Source organism: Halomonas sp. AOP5-B2-8 (genome assembly GCF_052376475.1).
In the GTDB taxonomy this organism is placed as follows: Bacteria; Pseudomonadota; Gammaproteobacteria; order Pseudomonadales; family Halomonadaceae; genus Vreelandella; species Vreelandella casei.
Genome location: NZ_JBQSVS010000006.1, coordinates 120,847 through 136,097 on the forward strand (window position 1 = coordinate 120,847; position 15,251 = coordinate 136,097).

14 protein-coding genes are annotated in these 15,251 nt (G+C 56.3%); 9 read left to right on the plus strand and 5 right to left on the minus strand.

The genetic code is table 11. The annotated features are described in order from the left end of the window. The first annotated feature begins 46 nt into the window (after window positions 1-46). Entirely contained in the window at window positions 47-976 is a 930-nt protein-coding gene (locus ACT3RP_RS14820; protein ID WP_096276861.1) for a hydrogen peroxide-inducible genes activator, read from the plus strand. Next, complete coding sequence (gene recG / locus ACT3RP_RS14825) at window positions 973-3,051, plus strand: ATP-dependent DNA helicase RecG (RefSeq protein WP_483394054.1); 2,079 nt, start codon at window positions 973-975, stop codon at window positions 3,049-3,051. The genes ACT3RP_RS14820 and recG overlap by 4 nt, the downstream gene beginning before the upstream one ends. Here recG and yccS read toward each other — a convergent pair. Beyond that, a complete protein-coding gene (yccS, locus tag ACT3RP_RS14830; protein ID WP_096276865.1) occupies window positions 3,048-5,252 on the minus strand; it encodes a YccS family putative transporter in 2,205 nt (734 codons plus the stop codon). The two genes, recG and yccS, sit on opposite strands and share 4 nt — an antisense overlap. Before the next feature lie 236 nt (window positions 5,253-5,488). Here yccS and ACT3RP_RS14835 point away from each other — a divergent pair, with 236 nt between their 5' ends. The 5 genes from ACT3RP_RS14835 to ACT3RP_RS14855 all read left to right on the plus strand — a co-directional run bounded on the left by ACT3RP_RS14835 (window position 5,489) and on the right by ACT3RP_RS14855 (window position 10,559). After that, window positions 5,489-6,304: a DUF3100 domain-containing protein gene (locus ACT3RP_RS14835; protein WP_441684967.1), complete on the plus strand. Its 816-nt coding sequence runs from the start codon at window positions 5,489-5,491 to the stop codon at window positions 6,302-6,304. Continuing rightward, a complete protein-coding gene (locus ACT3RP_RS14840; RefSeq protein ID WP_483394055.1) occupies window positions 6,294-6,788 on the plus strand; it encodes a hypothetical protein in 495 nt (164 codons plus the stop codon). The genes ACT3RP_RS14835 and ACT3RP_RS14840 overlap by 11 nt, the downstream gene beginning before the upstream one ends. A gap of 11 nt (window positions 6,789-6,799) precedes the next feature. Further along, on the plus strand, window positions 6,800-7,957 hold the full coding sequence (locus ACT3RP_RS14845) for a M20 aminoacylase family protein (RefSeq protein ID WP_483394056.1): 1,158 nt from the start codon (window positions 6,800-6,802) through the stop codon (window positions 7,955-7,957). Window positions 7,958-8,106: 149 nt separating this feature from the next. Beyond that, on the plus strand, window positions 8,107-8,991 hold the full coding sequence (locus ACT3RP_RS14850; protein WP_483394057.1) for an NAD(P)-dependent oxidoreductase: 885 nt from the start codon (window positions 8,107-8,109) through the stop codon (window positions 8,989-8,991). Continuing rightward, on the plus strand, window positions 8,991-10,559 hold the full coding sequence (locus ACT3RP_RS14855; RefSeq protein WP_483394058.1) for an aldehyde dehydrogenase family protein: 1,569 nt from the start codon (window positions 8,991-8,993) through the stop codon (window positions 10,557-10,559). Before ACT3RP_RS14850 ends, ACT3RP_RS14855 begins: the two co-directional genes overlap by 1 nt. Here the strand turns inward: ACT3RP_RS14855 and ACT3RP_RS14860 are convergent. The 4 genes from ACT3RP_RS14860 to ACT3RP_RS14875 all read right to left on the minus strand — a co-directional run bounded on the left by ACT3RP_RS14860 (window position 10,538) and on the right by ACT3RP_RS14875 (window position 13,534). Continuing rightward, window positions 10,538-11,482: a LysR family transcriptional regulator gene (locus tag ACT3RP_RS14860; RefSeq protein ID WP_483394059.1), complete on the minus strand. Its 945-nt coding sequence runs from the start codon at window positions 11,480-11,482 to the stop codon at window positions 10,538-10,540. The two genes, ACT3RP_RS14855 and ACT3RP_RS14860, sit on opposite strands and share 22 nt — an antisense overlap. 98 nt (window positions 11,483-11,580) lie before the next feature. Then, complete coding sequence (locus tag ACT3RP_RS14865) at window positions 11,581-11,937, minus strand: hypothetical protein (protein ID WP_441684976.1); 357 nt, start codon at window positions 11,935-11,937, stop codon at window positions 11,581-11,583. Beyond that, window positions 11,937-12,209: an HU family DNA-binding protein gene (locus ACT3RP_RS14870; protein ID WP_096276881.1), complete on the minus strand. Its 273-nt coding sequence runs from the start codon at window positions 12,207-12,209 to the stop codon at window positions 11,937-11,939. Before ACT3RP_RS14870 ends, ACT3RP_RS14865 begins: the two co-directional genes overlap by 1 nt. A gap of 110 nt (window positions 12,210-12,319) precedes the next feature. Continuing rightward, complete coding sequence (locus tag ACT3RP_RS14875) at window positions 12,320-13,534, minus strand: NAD(P)/FAD-dependent oxidoreductase (RefSeq protein ID WP_441684978.1); 1,215 nt, start codon at window positions 13,532-13,534, stop codon at window positions 12,320-12,322. Between the two features lie 146 nt (window positions 13,535-13,680). Here ACT3RP_RS14875 and ACT3RP_RS14880 point away from each other — a divergent pair, with 146 nt between their 5' ends. Then, window positions 13,681-14,220 carry a chorismate--pyruvate lyase family protein gene (locus tag ACT3RP_RS14880; protein ID WP_225734402.1) on the plus strand — a complete coding sequence of 180 codons (540 nt, stop codon included), beginning with the start codon at window positions 13,681-13,683 and terminating at the stop codon, window positions 14,218-14,220. Between the two features lie 35 nt (window positions 14,221-14,255). Continuing rightward, window positions 14,256-15,146, plus strand: coding sequence for a 4-hydroxybenzoate octaprenyltransferase (gene ubiA, locus ACT3RP_RS14885; RefSeq protein ID WP_483394060.1), 891 nt, complete (start codon window positions 14,256-14,258; stop codon window positions 15,144-15,146). Window positions 15,147-15,251 lie beyond the last annotated feature (105 nt).

Below are 15,251 nucleotides of genomic sequence, written 5' to 3' on the forward strand. Positions count from 1 at the left end.
TGCTATTAGTCACACGCTGCTACAAGAGGATGCCACTGGCACCGCTATGACTTTAACAGAACTTCGCTACATCGTAACCCTTGCCCAAGAGCGCCATTTTGGCCGCGCGGCAGAGCGCTGCCATGTCTCTCAGCCCACGCTATCGGTGGCGGTGAAAAAGCTGGAAGAAGAGCTCGAGACGCCGCTATTTGAGCGCTCGAAATCCACCGTGCAGGTCACGCCATTAGGTGAAAAAATTGTTGCCCAGGCGCAGCGAGTGCTGGAACAGAGCACGCTGATATTTGAGTTGGCCAGTAGCGGTAAAGACCAGCTAGCCAACCCGCTGCGTATTGGTGCGATCTACACCATAGGGCCCTATTTATTTCCTCACCTGGTGCCTGCGCTGGCTAACGCTGCCCCGCAAATGCCGCTGTATATCGAAGAGGGCATGACCGGCACTCTGCGTGGCAAGCTAAGAAGCGGTGAGCTGGATGTGATTATTGTGGCACTGCCCTTCACCGAGACCGATGTGGTCACCAAGCCGATCTACGACGAAGCGTTTGAAGTGTTAATGCCGGCTAATCACGCTTGGGTGACGCGCGAGGCGATCAATAAAGAAGATTTACTCGAAGAGCGTCTGTTATTGCTCGGTGAAGGCCACTGCTTCCGTGACCAAATTCTTGAAGCCTGCCCGGCGATTACCCACAAGCTCAACAGTCCCAATAACACGCTGATTGCGGAAGGCGGCTCGCTGGAGACCATTCGCCATATGGTGGCCTCCCGGTTGGGCATTACCGTTTTGCCACAGTCGGCGCTGGGTACCGACCAGTATGAAAATGCCATGTTGGTCAGTCGTCCCTTCGTTGAACCCGCACCGTCGCGCACCGTGGCGATTGCCTGGCGGGCAAGCTTTCCGCGGCCAAAGGCGATTGAAGCGTTGATTCAGGCGATCAGCCAGTGCCGTCAGCCCTCTCAGGCTGTGAAAAGCGCCTCATGAGCGATCTCTCCGCCCCCATCACGTCGCTTAAAGGCGTAGGCGAAGCCCTCGCGCTAAAGCTTAGCCGCTTGGCTATTCAGCGCGTTAGCGACCTGCTCTTTCATCTGCCGCTACGTTATCAAGACCGCACGCGCCTGACGCCCATTGGCCTGTTGCGCGCCGGGCAAGAAGCGGTGATTGAAGGCGAAGTGACGGCCTGCGACGTGGTAAAAGGGCGGCGGCGCAGCCTGCTAGTACGGGTGCGTGATAACAGCGGTATTTTGAGTCTGCGCTTTTTCCACTTCTCGCCCGCCCAGCAGCAACAGCTGCACCCCGGTGCGAGCGTGCGCGCCTTTGGAGAAGCCCGTGCTGGGGCAACGGGTTTAGAGATCTATCATCCTGAATACCGGTTAATGGGGGGCAGTGAAGCACCGGTAGACGAGTATTTCACGCCTATTTATCCCACCACCGAAGGGCTCAATCAGCCGCGCCTGCGTGCCTTGACGCAGCAGGCTCTTGGGCTGTTAGACGCGGCACCCGAAGCGCTGCCTGACGTTATTCCTGATGCGCTGCGCCAGCGCTTTCAGCTACCGGGGCTTCACGCCAGTTTGCACTTACTGCATCAGCCACCGCCCGATGTGAATATCGAACAGTTAACCTGGGGCCAGCATCCGGCCACGCGCCGGCTCGCGTTGGAAGAGCTGCTGGCTCACCAGTTAAGCCTGCGCGAGGTTCGTCTGCGTATTCAGGCCGATGGTGCCCCGGCGCTACCCTCAGGGCGTAGCCTGCAGGCGCGTTTTTTGGCGCAGCTCCCGTTTGCTCTGACCGGTGCTCAGCGCCGTGTATTGGAAGAAATCAGCCTCGATTTAAGCCGCCCAGCGCCAATGCTGCGCTTGGTTCAAGGCGATGTGGGGTCAGGCAAAACCGTCGTGGCGGCCATGGCCGCGCTGTGTGCCCTGGCGGGTAACTGCCAAGCCGCGATCATGGCGCCGACGGAAATCCTTGCTGAGCAGCACTACCGCTCGTTTAAAGCGTGGTTTGAGCCGCTGGGTATCGAAGTAGCGTGGTTGGCGGGTAAGCTCAAAGGTAAAGCGCGGTTGGATGCTAAGGCCGCGATTGCCGATGGCCGCGCGCGAATGATCGTCGGTACCCACGCGCTGTTCCAAGACGACGTGCACTTTCAGTGCTTAGGGCTGGCGATTATTGACGAGCAGCACCGTTTTGGCGTGCATCAGCGTCTAGCGCTGCGTGAAAAAGGCGAGGCGGGTGGGCTGACCCCGCATCAGCTCATCATGACCGCTACGCCGATTCCACGCACGCTGGCCATGAGCGCCTACGCGGACCTGGATGTGTCAGTCATTGACGAGCTGCCTCCTGGCCGTACGCCGGTTAAAACTGTGGTGGTGCCTGACGAGCGGCGTCCTGAAGTGGTGGAGCGTATTCGGCTTGCCTGCAGCGAAGGCCGCCAGGCGTACTGGGTGTGTACGCTGATTGATGAATCCGAAGTACTGCAATGCCAGGCTGCCGAGGTGACACGCGATGAATTAACGGTGGCGCTACCTGAGCTGGCCGTGGGTTTGATTCACGGGCGCATGAAATCAAGTGAGAAAGCCGAGGTAATGACGGCATTCAAAGCAGGCGAGCTAGACTTGCTGGTGGCCACCACGGTGATCGAGGTCGGTGTGGATGTGCCCAATGCGAGCCTGATGATTATCGAAAACCCTGAGCGACTGGGGCTTTCCCAGCTTCACCAGCTACGTGGCCGGGTAGGGCGCGGCAGCACGGAAAGCTTTTGCGTGTTGCTCTACCATCCGCCGCTGTCGAAAAGCTCCCGCCAGCGCTTGGCAGTGATGCGCGAAACGACCGATGGTTTCCGTATTGCGGAAAAAGATTTAGAAATTCGCGGGCCAGGCGAAGTGCTGGGCACTCGCCAAACGGGTCTTGCGCAGATGAAAATCGCCGACCTAGAGCGCGATGCGGACCTGTTAGAGTGCGTTACCGCCATGGCCCAGGCGCTGCAAGGCAACGCAGACGTAACCGCCGTATTGGTACGCCGCTGGCTGGGAGAAGCCGCGGGCCGCTATGGGCAGGTTTAAGCGTTAACGCTGCTGGATACAGGCGCTTCGTTGACGACCAACCGATTAGCAGCCTCGCCCAGCGGCGCTAGCTGTTCAGCAATTAGGCGCAGCTGGCTTTGAATAGGGCGATACAGAGCGACGGCTTGTTCGTCTGCGCTAGCAGCGCTTTGCTCCTCTAATTGCGTTAATAGCGCGGCCGTTTGCTCTGCCAGTATTTCTACCGGCTGGCGTTTGTTTAGCTGTTCTGCGATATGACCTAACAGTTCGCCAATACGTGTTGCTACCGGCACTAGCGTGGCATCGTCTTCATCGTCGGCTAATTGATGGCGATGGGCGCCTAGGGCCGAGAGGTGGCTGAGCAGCGTGTTGGAAAGCACTAGAAAACGCAGTCCGTTGTCTGCATCCAGTTTCCGGTAGTGGCCGGGCTCGTGGAGCATGTTGGTGAGCAGTGTGGAAAGCGCGGCATCGGCATTGTGTGCATTGCGTCGCGCCAAGCGGTAGGCCAAGCCATCCTGCTTGCCTTCCTCGTACTGGTGGATAATCTCTTCAAGGTAGCGGCGATGGCCGTTCAGCGCGTTGGCGGCCTCGCGGTAAAGCCTGCGGCCCTGCCAGTCGGGCAGAATAAAAAATACCGCTAATCCTGCAATCACCGAGCCAATCAAGGTATCGAAAAGACGCGGCAAGATCAGATTAAAGCCATCGCCTACTTGGTTGAAGCTGCATAGCACAAGCAGCGTGATAGAGGCGGTAGCGATAACATAGTGTTTTTCGCGGTTGGCAAAGAACGATACCCCTGCGGCCACGGCGATCATGCTTTGCACCAGCGGGTGGGGGAAAAGGCTGATCGACGCCCAGCCAATGACCAGTCCCAATACGGTGCCCAGCATGCGTTGCGATAAGAACCGCCGCGTGGTGGCAAAGTTAGGCCGGCATACAAACAGCGTCGTGAGCAGAATCCAGAAGCCTTGTTCAGGGTCAATCCACTGCAATAACCCATAGCCTGCCATCAGCGCGATGGATAGCCGCACCGCGTGACGAAAGGTGGGTGAACCCAGGGTGAAGTTCAGGCGCACCCGCTTCCACGCTTCTAGCACGCTAGACGGAGAGCGGTCATAGAGTGCGCTATCGCGCCGCTCTTCGCTGGCATCGGGATTGTGTGCGCTGGCAAGTTGAGTTTCTAACGTCGCTAAGTTGTCGGCGAGGGCACTCAGCGGATAAAGCAGCGGGCGCCATTCGGGCCTGCCCCGGTCGCGGAGGTTCTCAATGGAGGCGTGTAGGTCGGCCAAAGCTTCTTCGCTCTGCTGGTGATCAAACGGCCGCTTGAGCAGCAGTGATTTGGCCAGCTGGCGGCAGGAGCGGCCCTGTTGATCTAGCAGTCGTTGGCAGCGAAACAGCACATCATGATGGAAAAAGGCCTTACTGAGCGCGCTATAGGGATAGTGGGTTGAGCTGGCGCGTTCATGAATATCCTGGGCGATAAAGTAGATACGCAGGTAGCGGTTTAGCCTGCGGTTGCCGCGCTGCCCTTCAAGGCGGCGAAAAATCATTTCTTTGGCTTGATTGAGCGCGTCAACGACGTTGCCGTTCTGGCGTGCCAGCGCCAACCTGCGTGCTTCGACATCAACGCCGCGGACGGGCTCAAACAGCGCGGATTTTAATATTAGAAACTCGCCCAGCGCTTTGTAGACCCGGGCCATGCTCTGCTTTACCGGTTGGCGCGAAAACAACGCACACCACACCACCGAAATTAATCCATACCACACCGCACCGCCGAGCAGGAGCAGCTGGCGTGCGGCCACGTCTGCGTCTACGCCGCCATGCTGTTCGATGTTGATCATTGAATAAATCGACAATATGAGCGTGCCCGAGGCAATGGTGGCGTAACGCTGCCCAATAGCGCCGAGCATAATGAGCGTGAACGTAGAAACACCCAGTCCAAGGACAAATAGCCAGGGCCAGGGGAACAGCCATTGAACGATAAATGATGCCGAGGTAAAGCAGACCAACGTCACGACGAGCGCTTGAAAACGCCCCTGCCAGCTGTCGTCGGTTTCAGAAAGCGCGCAGGCGATAATCCCCAAAAATAGTGGAATGACTAACGCTATATCGCCAGACAGGCCGCTTAAAAGCAGAGCACCGCTGAACGCTATAAAAACGCGCAGGCTGTAAGCAAATTTATCCAGGGTCCAAAGGCGCCGCAGCGGCAGTGAAATTGGCATAGCGTCTCTTATTGGCGGTCATTAGACTTTAGTATAGTTTTGTCAGTATAGAGCGTTGCAGCGGTGTTTGTCGCCAACAGTTCAATCAACGTTTAATCAATTTTTTTATGTTACGTCACAGCATTGTCATTCATCCAGGGGCGGAGTGTTCTAAAAAATAGCGCGCTAAACCTCTATGATTAGAACACTAACTTTTCGATACTCACAGTGACTCTAAAAAAAACAGGATCATCCCAATGGATCTCAAGCTGTTGCTGAACTGGCGTCTGCACCTGATGGTGATAGTCACGTCGATGTTTGCTGAGTGGATAGGCATCGTGCGAATTCCGCTTGGGCCTGGAACACTACTGTTATTACCGCTGCTATACGCGTTTGTGATTGGCGTTTTGTTTAATCCTCATCTGTTTTCGGGCATGGGTAAGATTATTCCCAAGCCGGTCAGCAATGCAGCGGGGCCGATCATTTTGATCGCCATCCTGCCGTTCATTGCTAAATTTGGCTCTACCATTGGCCCGGCGATTGATCAGATCATTGCTGCAGGCCCCGCGCTGATACTTCAAGAACTGGGTAATCTGGGCACCATGCTGATAGCGCTGCCCTTTGCGGTACTGGTTCTCAAGATGGGCCGGGAGGCGATTGGTGCGACCTACTCTATCGCTCGTGAACCCAATATTGCCATTATCTCAGACCGTTACGGACTAAGAAGCCCGGAAGGTATCGGCATTATGGGCGTTTACGTGGTGGGAACCATGTTCGGCACGCTCTACTTCGCCTTGCTAGCCGGCTACATCGCCTCGCTGGATATTCTTGATATTCGCGCCTTAGCCATGGCGTGTGGCGTGGGCAGCGGCAGTATGGTGGCAGCATGCTCGGCGGCGTTAGCTGAAGCGGTGCCTGCTTCCAGAGATGAGCTGCTGGCCTTTGCAGGGGCAAGTAACCTGCTGACTTATGCCACTGGCCTGTACGTTTCACTGTTTATCGCACTGCCGGTAACCGAGTGGATGTACAAGCGCCTAAAAGGTTCGCGCCAGGAGGCCCGCCATGAAAACTAATGAAACTAGTGTTGATAGCTTTGACGCTGAAGCGTTAAAAGAGCTGCGCCCTGAAAATCAGCTGGGCAAAACAGCGTTGGTACTAGCGGCGGTGTGTGTGGCTGCCTGGTTTAGCAATGTGGTCAACGGTGCGCCGTTATTAGACGCGCTACCCGGCATGCTGATTCTGTATGTCATGGTCATTATTGGCTTAGTGATGGGGCGGCTTTGTCCCTTCTACCTACCTAGCGTTGCGTGGGTGTCATTGATTAGCATCATTGCAACGCTGCCAGTGTTCCCCGTTAGTGAGTGGATTATCGCGCAGTTAGCCGCAGTGAACTTCCTGGCGGTGGTTACGCCCGTGTTGGCGTATGCAGGGTTGGCACTGACAGGGCGTGAATTTGCCATGTTCAAGCAAGCCGGTTGGAAGCTGGTGATTGTGTCGCTGTTAGTTTTCACCGGTACCTTTATTGGTTCAGCGGTGGTTGCTCACATAATGCTTTAAGGAGAGTTAGGATGACGGTCTCAATTCGTTTACCCGACAGCGCAGAATTAAGCGCCTGGCGTCACGATTTTCACCAGCACCCTGAAACCGCTTTTGAAGAGCATCGCACCAGCGCACGTATTGCCGCACTGCTCACCGAGTGGGGCTATGAAGTGACCACGGGGCTCGCTGGCACTGGCGTCGTTGCTGCGCTGGATGGTCAGCGCGGTGACGGCAAAACCATTGGTCTGCGGGCCGATATCGATGCGCTGGACATTCTTGAAGAGACGTCGCTTGCGTACGCCTCTCAAACGCCGGGCAAGATGCACGCCTGCGGCCACGACGGCCACACCACTATGCTGCTGGGTGCCGCCTGGGCATTAAAGCAGCAGCCGGACTTTAAAGGCCGCGTGGTGTTTATCTTCCAGCCTGCCGAAGAAAGCGCCGGCGGTGGGCGCGTGATGGTCGAAGACGGGTTGTTTGAGCGCTTTCCTATGGATGCGGTGTACGGCCTGCACAACTGGCCGGGGCTGCCGGTGGGTGTTGCGGCGGTGCATGATACCGATGTGATGGCGGCCTTTGATATTTTCAGCTTAACGTTGACCGGAAAGGGCTGCCATGCGGCCATGCCACACCTGGGTATCGATACGGTGTTAGCCAGCTGTCAGCTGGTTAGCCAGCTGCAAGGATTAGTGAGCCGCGAAACGCCGCCCAGTCAGTCTGCCGTGTTGAGTATTACCAGCATGCATGCGGGGGATACTTTCAACGTGATTCCGGAGCGGGTGGAGCTGCGCGGCACATTGCGCTGTTTTGATATGGCGCTTAAAGAACACCTTGAAACGCGCTTTAAGCAGGCGATTGCAAGTTCGGCAGAGTTTCACGGCTTAACCGTTGAGCTGGATTACCAGCGCTGCTACCCCGCCACTATCAATACCCCAGAGCATGCCCAGCACTGTGCCACGGTGCTGGAAAACCTGTTAGGTGAAGAAAGCGTGCTGCGTAACCCGCCGCCGAGCATGGCCTCTGAAGATTTCTCGTTTCTGCTCGCCGAAAGGCCGGGGGCTTACATTTGGATGGGCAACGGCGAGGATTCCGCCTCGTTACACAACCCTCACTATGACTTTAACGACGCGCTGCTTCCGCTAGGTACGCGTTACTGGGTAGAGCTGGTACGCGCGCTGCTTGTCTAAAGCAGACGTTAACCGCTAACCGCTCTTTTTAAGCATCTGCGTTATTCGCTCTTCTATGCCCGATGGGTAGGGGAGCGGCTACGCCCAATTTCTACGTTGAGCCTCTTTACGCGGCACATTGCTTAGTAAAGGCGCTTAGGAGTTTTACTATGTTAACCATTACGGTGATTGGCCTGGGGCAGATGGGCGGCAATATGGCGCTCACCCTTAAAGCCGCAGGCTTTACAGTAACGGGCAGCGACGTGTTTGAACCCGCGCGGTCGCGGCTGGCTGAACAAGGGTTGGCCGTTGTAACGCCTGAGGCACTGCCCGCCAGCGACGTGTATCTGCTGTCGCTGCCCACGTCCGCTCATGTGCGTGACGTTATCGAGCACTCACCGGGGCTACTCAAGCTGGCGCCTAAAGGCAGCGTGATTGTCGATACATCCACCAGCGACCCCGTGGTTAGCCGAGAGCTGGCTGAGAAAGTCATTGCTGCGGGCCTTCAATGGTTGGATGCGCCGGTAAGCGGGGGGCCGAAAGGCGCCGCTAGCGGCAAGCTGGGGATGCTCCTCGGGGGCGACACTGCCACCATCGAACGCGTTAATCCGATGCTGGAAGCAATGTCGGCTAAGCGCACCCACGTGGGCGGCCCTGGCTGTGGCCACGTTGTTAAACTCGCGAATAATTACCTGTGTGCTGCGCACTTGCTAACCACCGCTGAGGCGGTGGCCATGGCGACGAAAGCCGGCGTTGCCCCCGCGGCCTGCTTAGCCGGGATTAATAGTGGCTCTGGGCGCAGCGCGGTGAGTGAAGTGAATTTCCCTGAGTGGGTGTTGAGTGAGCGCTTTGATTCCGGGTTTACCACCGGCTTGATGCGTAAAGATTTGCGTTTGGCTCGGGATGCCGCTGAGCAGCTCAATATTCCTCTGGGCCTGCTCAACGCCGTTGTCGATGCTTGGCACGCGAATGCTAATCACCCAACTGATAGCGATGATTTTAACCATATTGCGACGCCCATTTTAGCGCGTGCCACGCAGACGGAGGAAAAGTGATGACCTCACTTAATCAACTTGCCCGTGAACGCCTTGCCGAACTGCTTGAAGGTTTCGGTTTGGCGGCTGACACGCCACTGAGTAATTGGATTGATGGCGGCTTAGTGGCGGGAGACGGCGAGCAAATTACCCTGACTAACCCTGCTACCGGTGAAGCGCTGGTCAGCTATCACGATGCGGGCGCTACACTGATTGAGCGTGCCACCCAAGCGGCGACGCGTGGGCAGCGGGAATGGATGGCGCTAACCGCCAGCGAACGTGGTCGACGCATGCATGCTGCGCTGCGCGGTCTAGAAGGCCATGAAGAGGCGCTGGCGCAGTTGGAAAGTGTTGTCGCCGGTAAGCCGATTCGCGACTGCCGCGCTGAAGTGGGCAAAGTACGTGAGATGTTTGAATACTATGCGGGCTGGTGCGACAAACAGCATGGCGAAGTGATTCCGGTGCCCACCTCGCATCTTAACTACGTGCGTCACGTGCCTTATGGCGTGGTAGGGCAAATTACCCCGTGGAACGCGCCGATGTTTACCTGCGCCTGGCAGCTGGCCCCGGCCATTGCGGCGGGCAATAGCGCAGTATTGAAGCCCTCTGAGCTAACGCCCTTTTCATCGGTGGTGATTGCAATGCTGCTCGAAACCGGTGGGCTAGAGCAATCACAAAGGCTGCCTAAAGGCCTGATTAATATTGTTAACGGGCTGGGTAAGACGACCGGCGCGGCGCTAACCGATCACCCCACCATCAGTAAGCTGGTGTTTGTTGGTTCACCTCAGAGCGGGCGCATGATTGCTGAAGCAGGTGCAAAGCGCTTGGTGCCCAGCGTGTTAGAGCTTGGCGGGAAGTCGGCCAACATCGTATTTGCCGATGCTAAGCTGGATGAAGCCGTAGCAGGCGCTCAAGCCGCCATTTTTGCCGCCGCCGGGCAAAGCTGCGTGGCGGGCTCGCGGCTATTGATTGAGCGCTCGGTATTTGAGCAGGTCACCACTCGTTTGGCGCGCGCGGCAGAACAGATCGAAGTTGGGCTACCCAGTGAGGAAGCGACTCGCATGGGGCCACTGCAAAATAGCCGTCAGTTTGATCAGGTTATGCGCATGATTGATGCCGCCGTGGCCGCTGGCGCGCGGCTATTAACGGGCGGTAAGCGTCCAGCGGGATTGCCTGAGGAAGCACAAGGCTACTTCATCGCTCCGACGGTTTTGGTCGACGTAACGCCCGATATGGAAATCGCCCAGCAGGAGGTTTTTGGCCCCGTGTTGGTCGCCATGGGCTTTGACGATGAAGCCGAGGCTATTCGCTTAGCCAATGAAACGCGTTTTGGCCTGGCCGGTGCGGTATGGAGCCAGGATGTGGCAAGAGCGCATCGCGTGGCAGGGCAGCTGCGTGCCGGCACGGTGTGGATCAATAGCTACAAAGCGATCAGCGTCATGTCGCCGTTTGGTGGTTTTGGTGATAGCGGCTTTGGCCGGTCAAGCGGCCTGGAGGGACTGCGTGAATATACCGTGCCGCAAAGCGTGTGGGTGGAAACTGCGACACAGGCAAGCGTTGCCTTTGGCTATGGAAGCGGTGTTGGGTGATTATTCGCCGAACTAGAGTCTTGAAACGCCTGCATCCAGCGCTGTAAATGGCGCAGCAAGAGAATGCTGGCTTTAGGCTGTTGGCGACCCACGCGGGTGACCATGTGCGCGTGGGAGCGCTGAAATAATGGGTTATCGACCGGCTGCGCGACGAGCGTACCTGCTTCTAAATCATGGGCGACGGCGAAGGCTGGCAGTAAAGTGATGCCCATGCCGCTGCGCACATACTGTGCCAACACCACCATTGAGTTAGTGTTCATGGCTAGCTGTGGAACAATCCGCGCCTGTTGAAAAGCTTGATCAACCATTTGACGTACGCCGTGGCTGATATCCCACATGGCCATCGGCTGTGCGCTGAGCTGAATAAGTGAGAGCGGCGTGGTTTGTTGGGCTAGAGGGTGATCGGGAGATAAAATAGCCATCAGCGGCTGGGGGCTAGATGCCCAAAAGCGTAGCTGGGGGTGAGTGCGTTCGTGGAACATTAAACCGATATGGCTGTGATTGCCGACCACCGCTTCAATAATACCCGAGGTGCCTGCAATATGGATATCCAGCTGAATGCCTGCATAAAGCTGGGTAAATTCGTGTAGCGGGGACGCTACTAAATCGCTAACAAAACCCTCACCCACCGTGAGTGAAATTTTGCCGGTTTCCATACGCTGATAGGATTCAAGTGAGGCGATAAAGCCTTCATCAAGAGCCCCGCGGCGCTCGCAGTACTCAAGCAGCATTTCACCCACTGGCGTGGGTGAAATGCCGTCACGCTGACGCTCCATGAGGGTCGCCCCCAAGGCTTCTTCCAGCAATGAAATTTGCCGGCTAACTGCCGAGGGAGCAATGTCTAAGCGCGCCGCTGCGCGGCGCACCGAGCCAGACTCCAGGGTAACGCGGAAGTAAACTAAGCGTTGATGAGGTATATCCATCGAGAGCTGTTATACCTCTGCGCTGTTTTTGGCTAAACGCGTTTAGCCAGAACCGTTACCCAATGCCGCTTGATTGGCTCTAAGCCGATAGTGCCTTACTACAGATACTTGAGCAGTTTCTGCAGCTTGTTCATATCAGCAGAGTCGCCGACTAAGCGGACGTTTCCACTCATCATGCCGTCGAGAAAGGCCTGCTGTGTTGGCTTTTTGAGTACTTTCAAGGCGGTAGCTTGATCGCGGAAGCGTAGCTCAAGATCTAAGTCTACGGGTAGCCCTTTACCGGTATGGATGCTTTTCGGCGTCATCCGGTAGTGGCGGGCAATACTTAGATCTTCGGTGGCTATTCCCCAGTCCAAGCCGCGCATGCGCTCTAGCTGCTCACGAAAGCGCGGCTTGCGGCGCAGGGCTCGTTTGAGCATTAAGCCCAGTAGCCACAGCGTCAGCTTGAGCTTCATTAGGAAACGGCGTCCTTCAGTGCTTTACCAGGCTTAAAGGCGACATTTTTGCTGGCTGCAATTTGCAGCGGTGCACCGGTTTGTGGATTCTTGCCGGTACGCGCAGCGCGTTGGCGAACTGTAAAGGTGCCAAAACCAATCAGAGCAACATCTTCACCTTTGGCGACGCTGTTGGTGATTTCATCCAGAATGACATTCAGTACTTGGCCAGCTTTGTCTTTAGACAGGTCGGCACTCTCAGCGATAGCAGCAGCGAGTTCAGGTTTGCGCATAAGGAATCTCCCTTTGATAAAAATCGAACGTATAAAACGAAGGTATGTTATTGGGTGCGTCACCATGACTAGGTTAGCTTAATCTAGCTTAGTCGTGAACGCGGCGAAAATCAGCCTAGCAGCGCAGGTGCTGCTCTGGAAAGCTCCACTTTCCTTCTCACGCAGCCGCCTGTCAACGCAAAACCAATCAAATGCCCGTCTTTATCTTCCGCCAAGGCACTGATATCGCCGCCTTCGCCTTCAATTCTCCAGCGCTCAGGAGGAGATGGAGCCGGGTAGGCAACCACGGGTAATAACGGGGTTTTAACCACTACCGGCCACGCGCCAAAGCTTACGCGGGTGGGGGTGCCGGCCAGGGTGGCCGCAAGGGCTTTGGCGCTTGCTTGCAGCGGCTGTACGTACATGGCATTCACCCCGTCGACGCAGGCTGCATCGCCTAACGCATAAATATTGGGGTGCGATGTGCGCAGGTGGCGATCTACCACAATGCCGCTAGATGACACCGTTAACCCTGCTGCTTCGGCAAGTGCTGTGCGCGGGGCAAGGCCCGTGGCCATCAAAATGATGTCGGTGCTTAGTACGGAGCCGTTATCCAAGTGGAGCGCAATATCATTGGCGTGGCTGAGCGCTATCGATTCAATGGTGCGGCCTAAATAAAGTCGGATACCCGCGTCGCTGAACGCATCGCCTAAGGCGTGACCTAATGGCGGCGGTAACAGACGCGCAAGCAGATTACCTTCGGGGGCAATGATGGACACTGGGTGGCCGCCGGCGTGAAGGTCGTTAGCGAACTCACAGCCGACTAGCCCGGCCCCCACAATGGCTACCCGTGAATGTCCGTGACTTAACGCCTGATGAAAGCGGCGATAGTCGTCCAAATCGTTGACCGTAAAACAGCGTGAAGCAACGCTAGGCTCGCTGCTAAAAGGCATTCGAGGTGCCGCTCCGGTCGCTAACACCAATGTTTCATAGCTCAGCCGCTCTTGCCCTGGCGCATTGCCTAAAAGCACCGCATGGTTATCCACATCCAGTGCGTTGACATGGGTGTGGGTAACTACTCGGGCGTTTAGCTCTTCGCCAAGCTCTGCGGCGCTTCGCTGAGCTAATTTCTCGGGCGCTAACCCTTTACTAAAGCCGGTAGAAAGCAGGGGTTTGCTGTAATCGTCGCCGCTGTCAGCGCTGATCAGCGTGATAGAGCGTGTGTCGCCCTGCCGTCGCAGTGCACGAGCAAGACCTATGCCTGCCATCCCCGTGCCAATAATCACCAGCGCAGCGCGAGAAGATAGCGGTGTCGTTGACATTATCTGTGTATATGATGCGGGCATGCAGACATCCAAAAGGTCGCTAAAAGAGTTATTGAAAGAGTTATTGAAAAAGCTGCTGAAACCAAAGCCTGTTAGAGCGTCATGTTACACTAGCTGCTCCCGTTATTGCCCTGGAGAACTCGGTGACATCACCCGCTGGCCGGCAAATGTATCTCTTTCCACGCTGGCGCCCCGTCCATGCGGCGCGCCCCGCGATGAGCTCTCCATGGTGGCAGTGGGTAGCCTCCACCGATTCGTTAACCGCTCGTTTAACAGCCGCAGGCGGTGGCAAGCCTTTTCGGGTGCGTTTACTGCGCCAAGGTGTGGGATGGCCGCTGCCCGATGAAGCCCAGGCGCTGGGGATTGGCCCTAAACGCTATGCATGGCTGCGTGAAGTAGCGCTGTGTTTAGATGAAACGCCGTGGGTGGTCGCGCGCTCAGTAGCGCCGTTGACACAGCTAAAAGGCCAGCGTTTAGATCGTTTGGGCGAGCGTTCGTTAGGCAGCTGGTTATTTCGCCAGCCAGACTTAGTGCGAGGGCCATTAGAGGCGACAACACAACGCCCGCCTTTTGCTAGCCTACATGGGGTCGAGCAGGATTGTAGCTGGGGCCGCCGCTCCGTATTTACGCATGGTGGCCTGTCGTTATTGGTACAAGAGTACTTTTTGCGGGCAATGGCGGATGACCTTGATCTGCCTTCGCGCTAGGCTAGCAGCTGCGTTTTCTTTTTCGTGAGGTAAGCATGGATCGTTCACTGTTGCGGCCGAAGGGATTGGCTCGCGTGGCAGACTTTTTACAGCTGATGCGCTTGGATCGGCCCATAGGCACGTGGCTATTAATGTGGCCCGCTCTTTGGGCGCTATGGATTGCCGCGCAGGGCGTGCCGGGGCGCAATGTGCTGCTTATTTTTGTTGCCGGCGTTTACGCCATGCGTGCCGCAGGCTGCGTGGTGAATGACTATGCCGACCGTCATTTTGATGGGCATGTAAAGCGCACTAAAAATCGTCCTCTAGCCACCGGTCGTATTAGCGAAACCGAGGCCCAGCTGCTGTTTATCGCATTGATCGCGATATCCTTCATTTTGGTGCTGCTGACCAATTGGTTCACGGTGATGCTCTCGCTGGGTGGCGTGCTGCTAGCGATTATTTATCCGTTTATGAAGCGCTATACCCACCTTCCTCAGGTCGTGCTGGGCGCCGCCTTTGCTTGGGCGATCCCCATGGCGTTTGGCGCTGTGCTGGGCTATGTCCCGCTGGAGGCTTGGCTATTGTTTTTTGCTAATGTGGTTTGGACCGTGGCGTACGATACCCAGTACGCCATGGTGGACCGCGACGATGATTTAAAAATCGGTATTAAATCGACAGCCGTGCTGTTTGGTAATGCGGACCGCGTCATTATTGCTTTATTACAAGTGGTGACGTTGCTGCTATTAGCATGGGTAGGGTGGCGAGTGGGTCTAGGCGGTTTTTTCTGGTTAGGACTCGCGGGAATGGCGGCCACTTTTCTGCATCAGCAGCGGTTAATTTTTCACCGTGCCCGAGATGCGTGCTTTCAGGCGTTCCTCAATAATTTTTGGTCAGGTTTGTTTATTTTCGCGGGTATTGCGCTAAGTTGGTGGCCTGTGGCGGGCTAATAATCGCCGCTGTCATGTAACTGTCATCAAGTCATGGTGTTATCGTCATCGATATGTCATTGAGCTATTTTTCATTGAATTAGCTCTCTTTGCACCCCTTGAGGC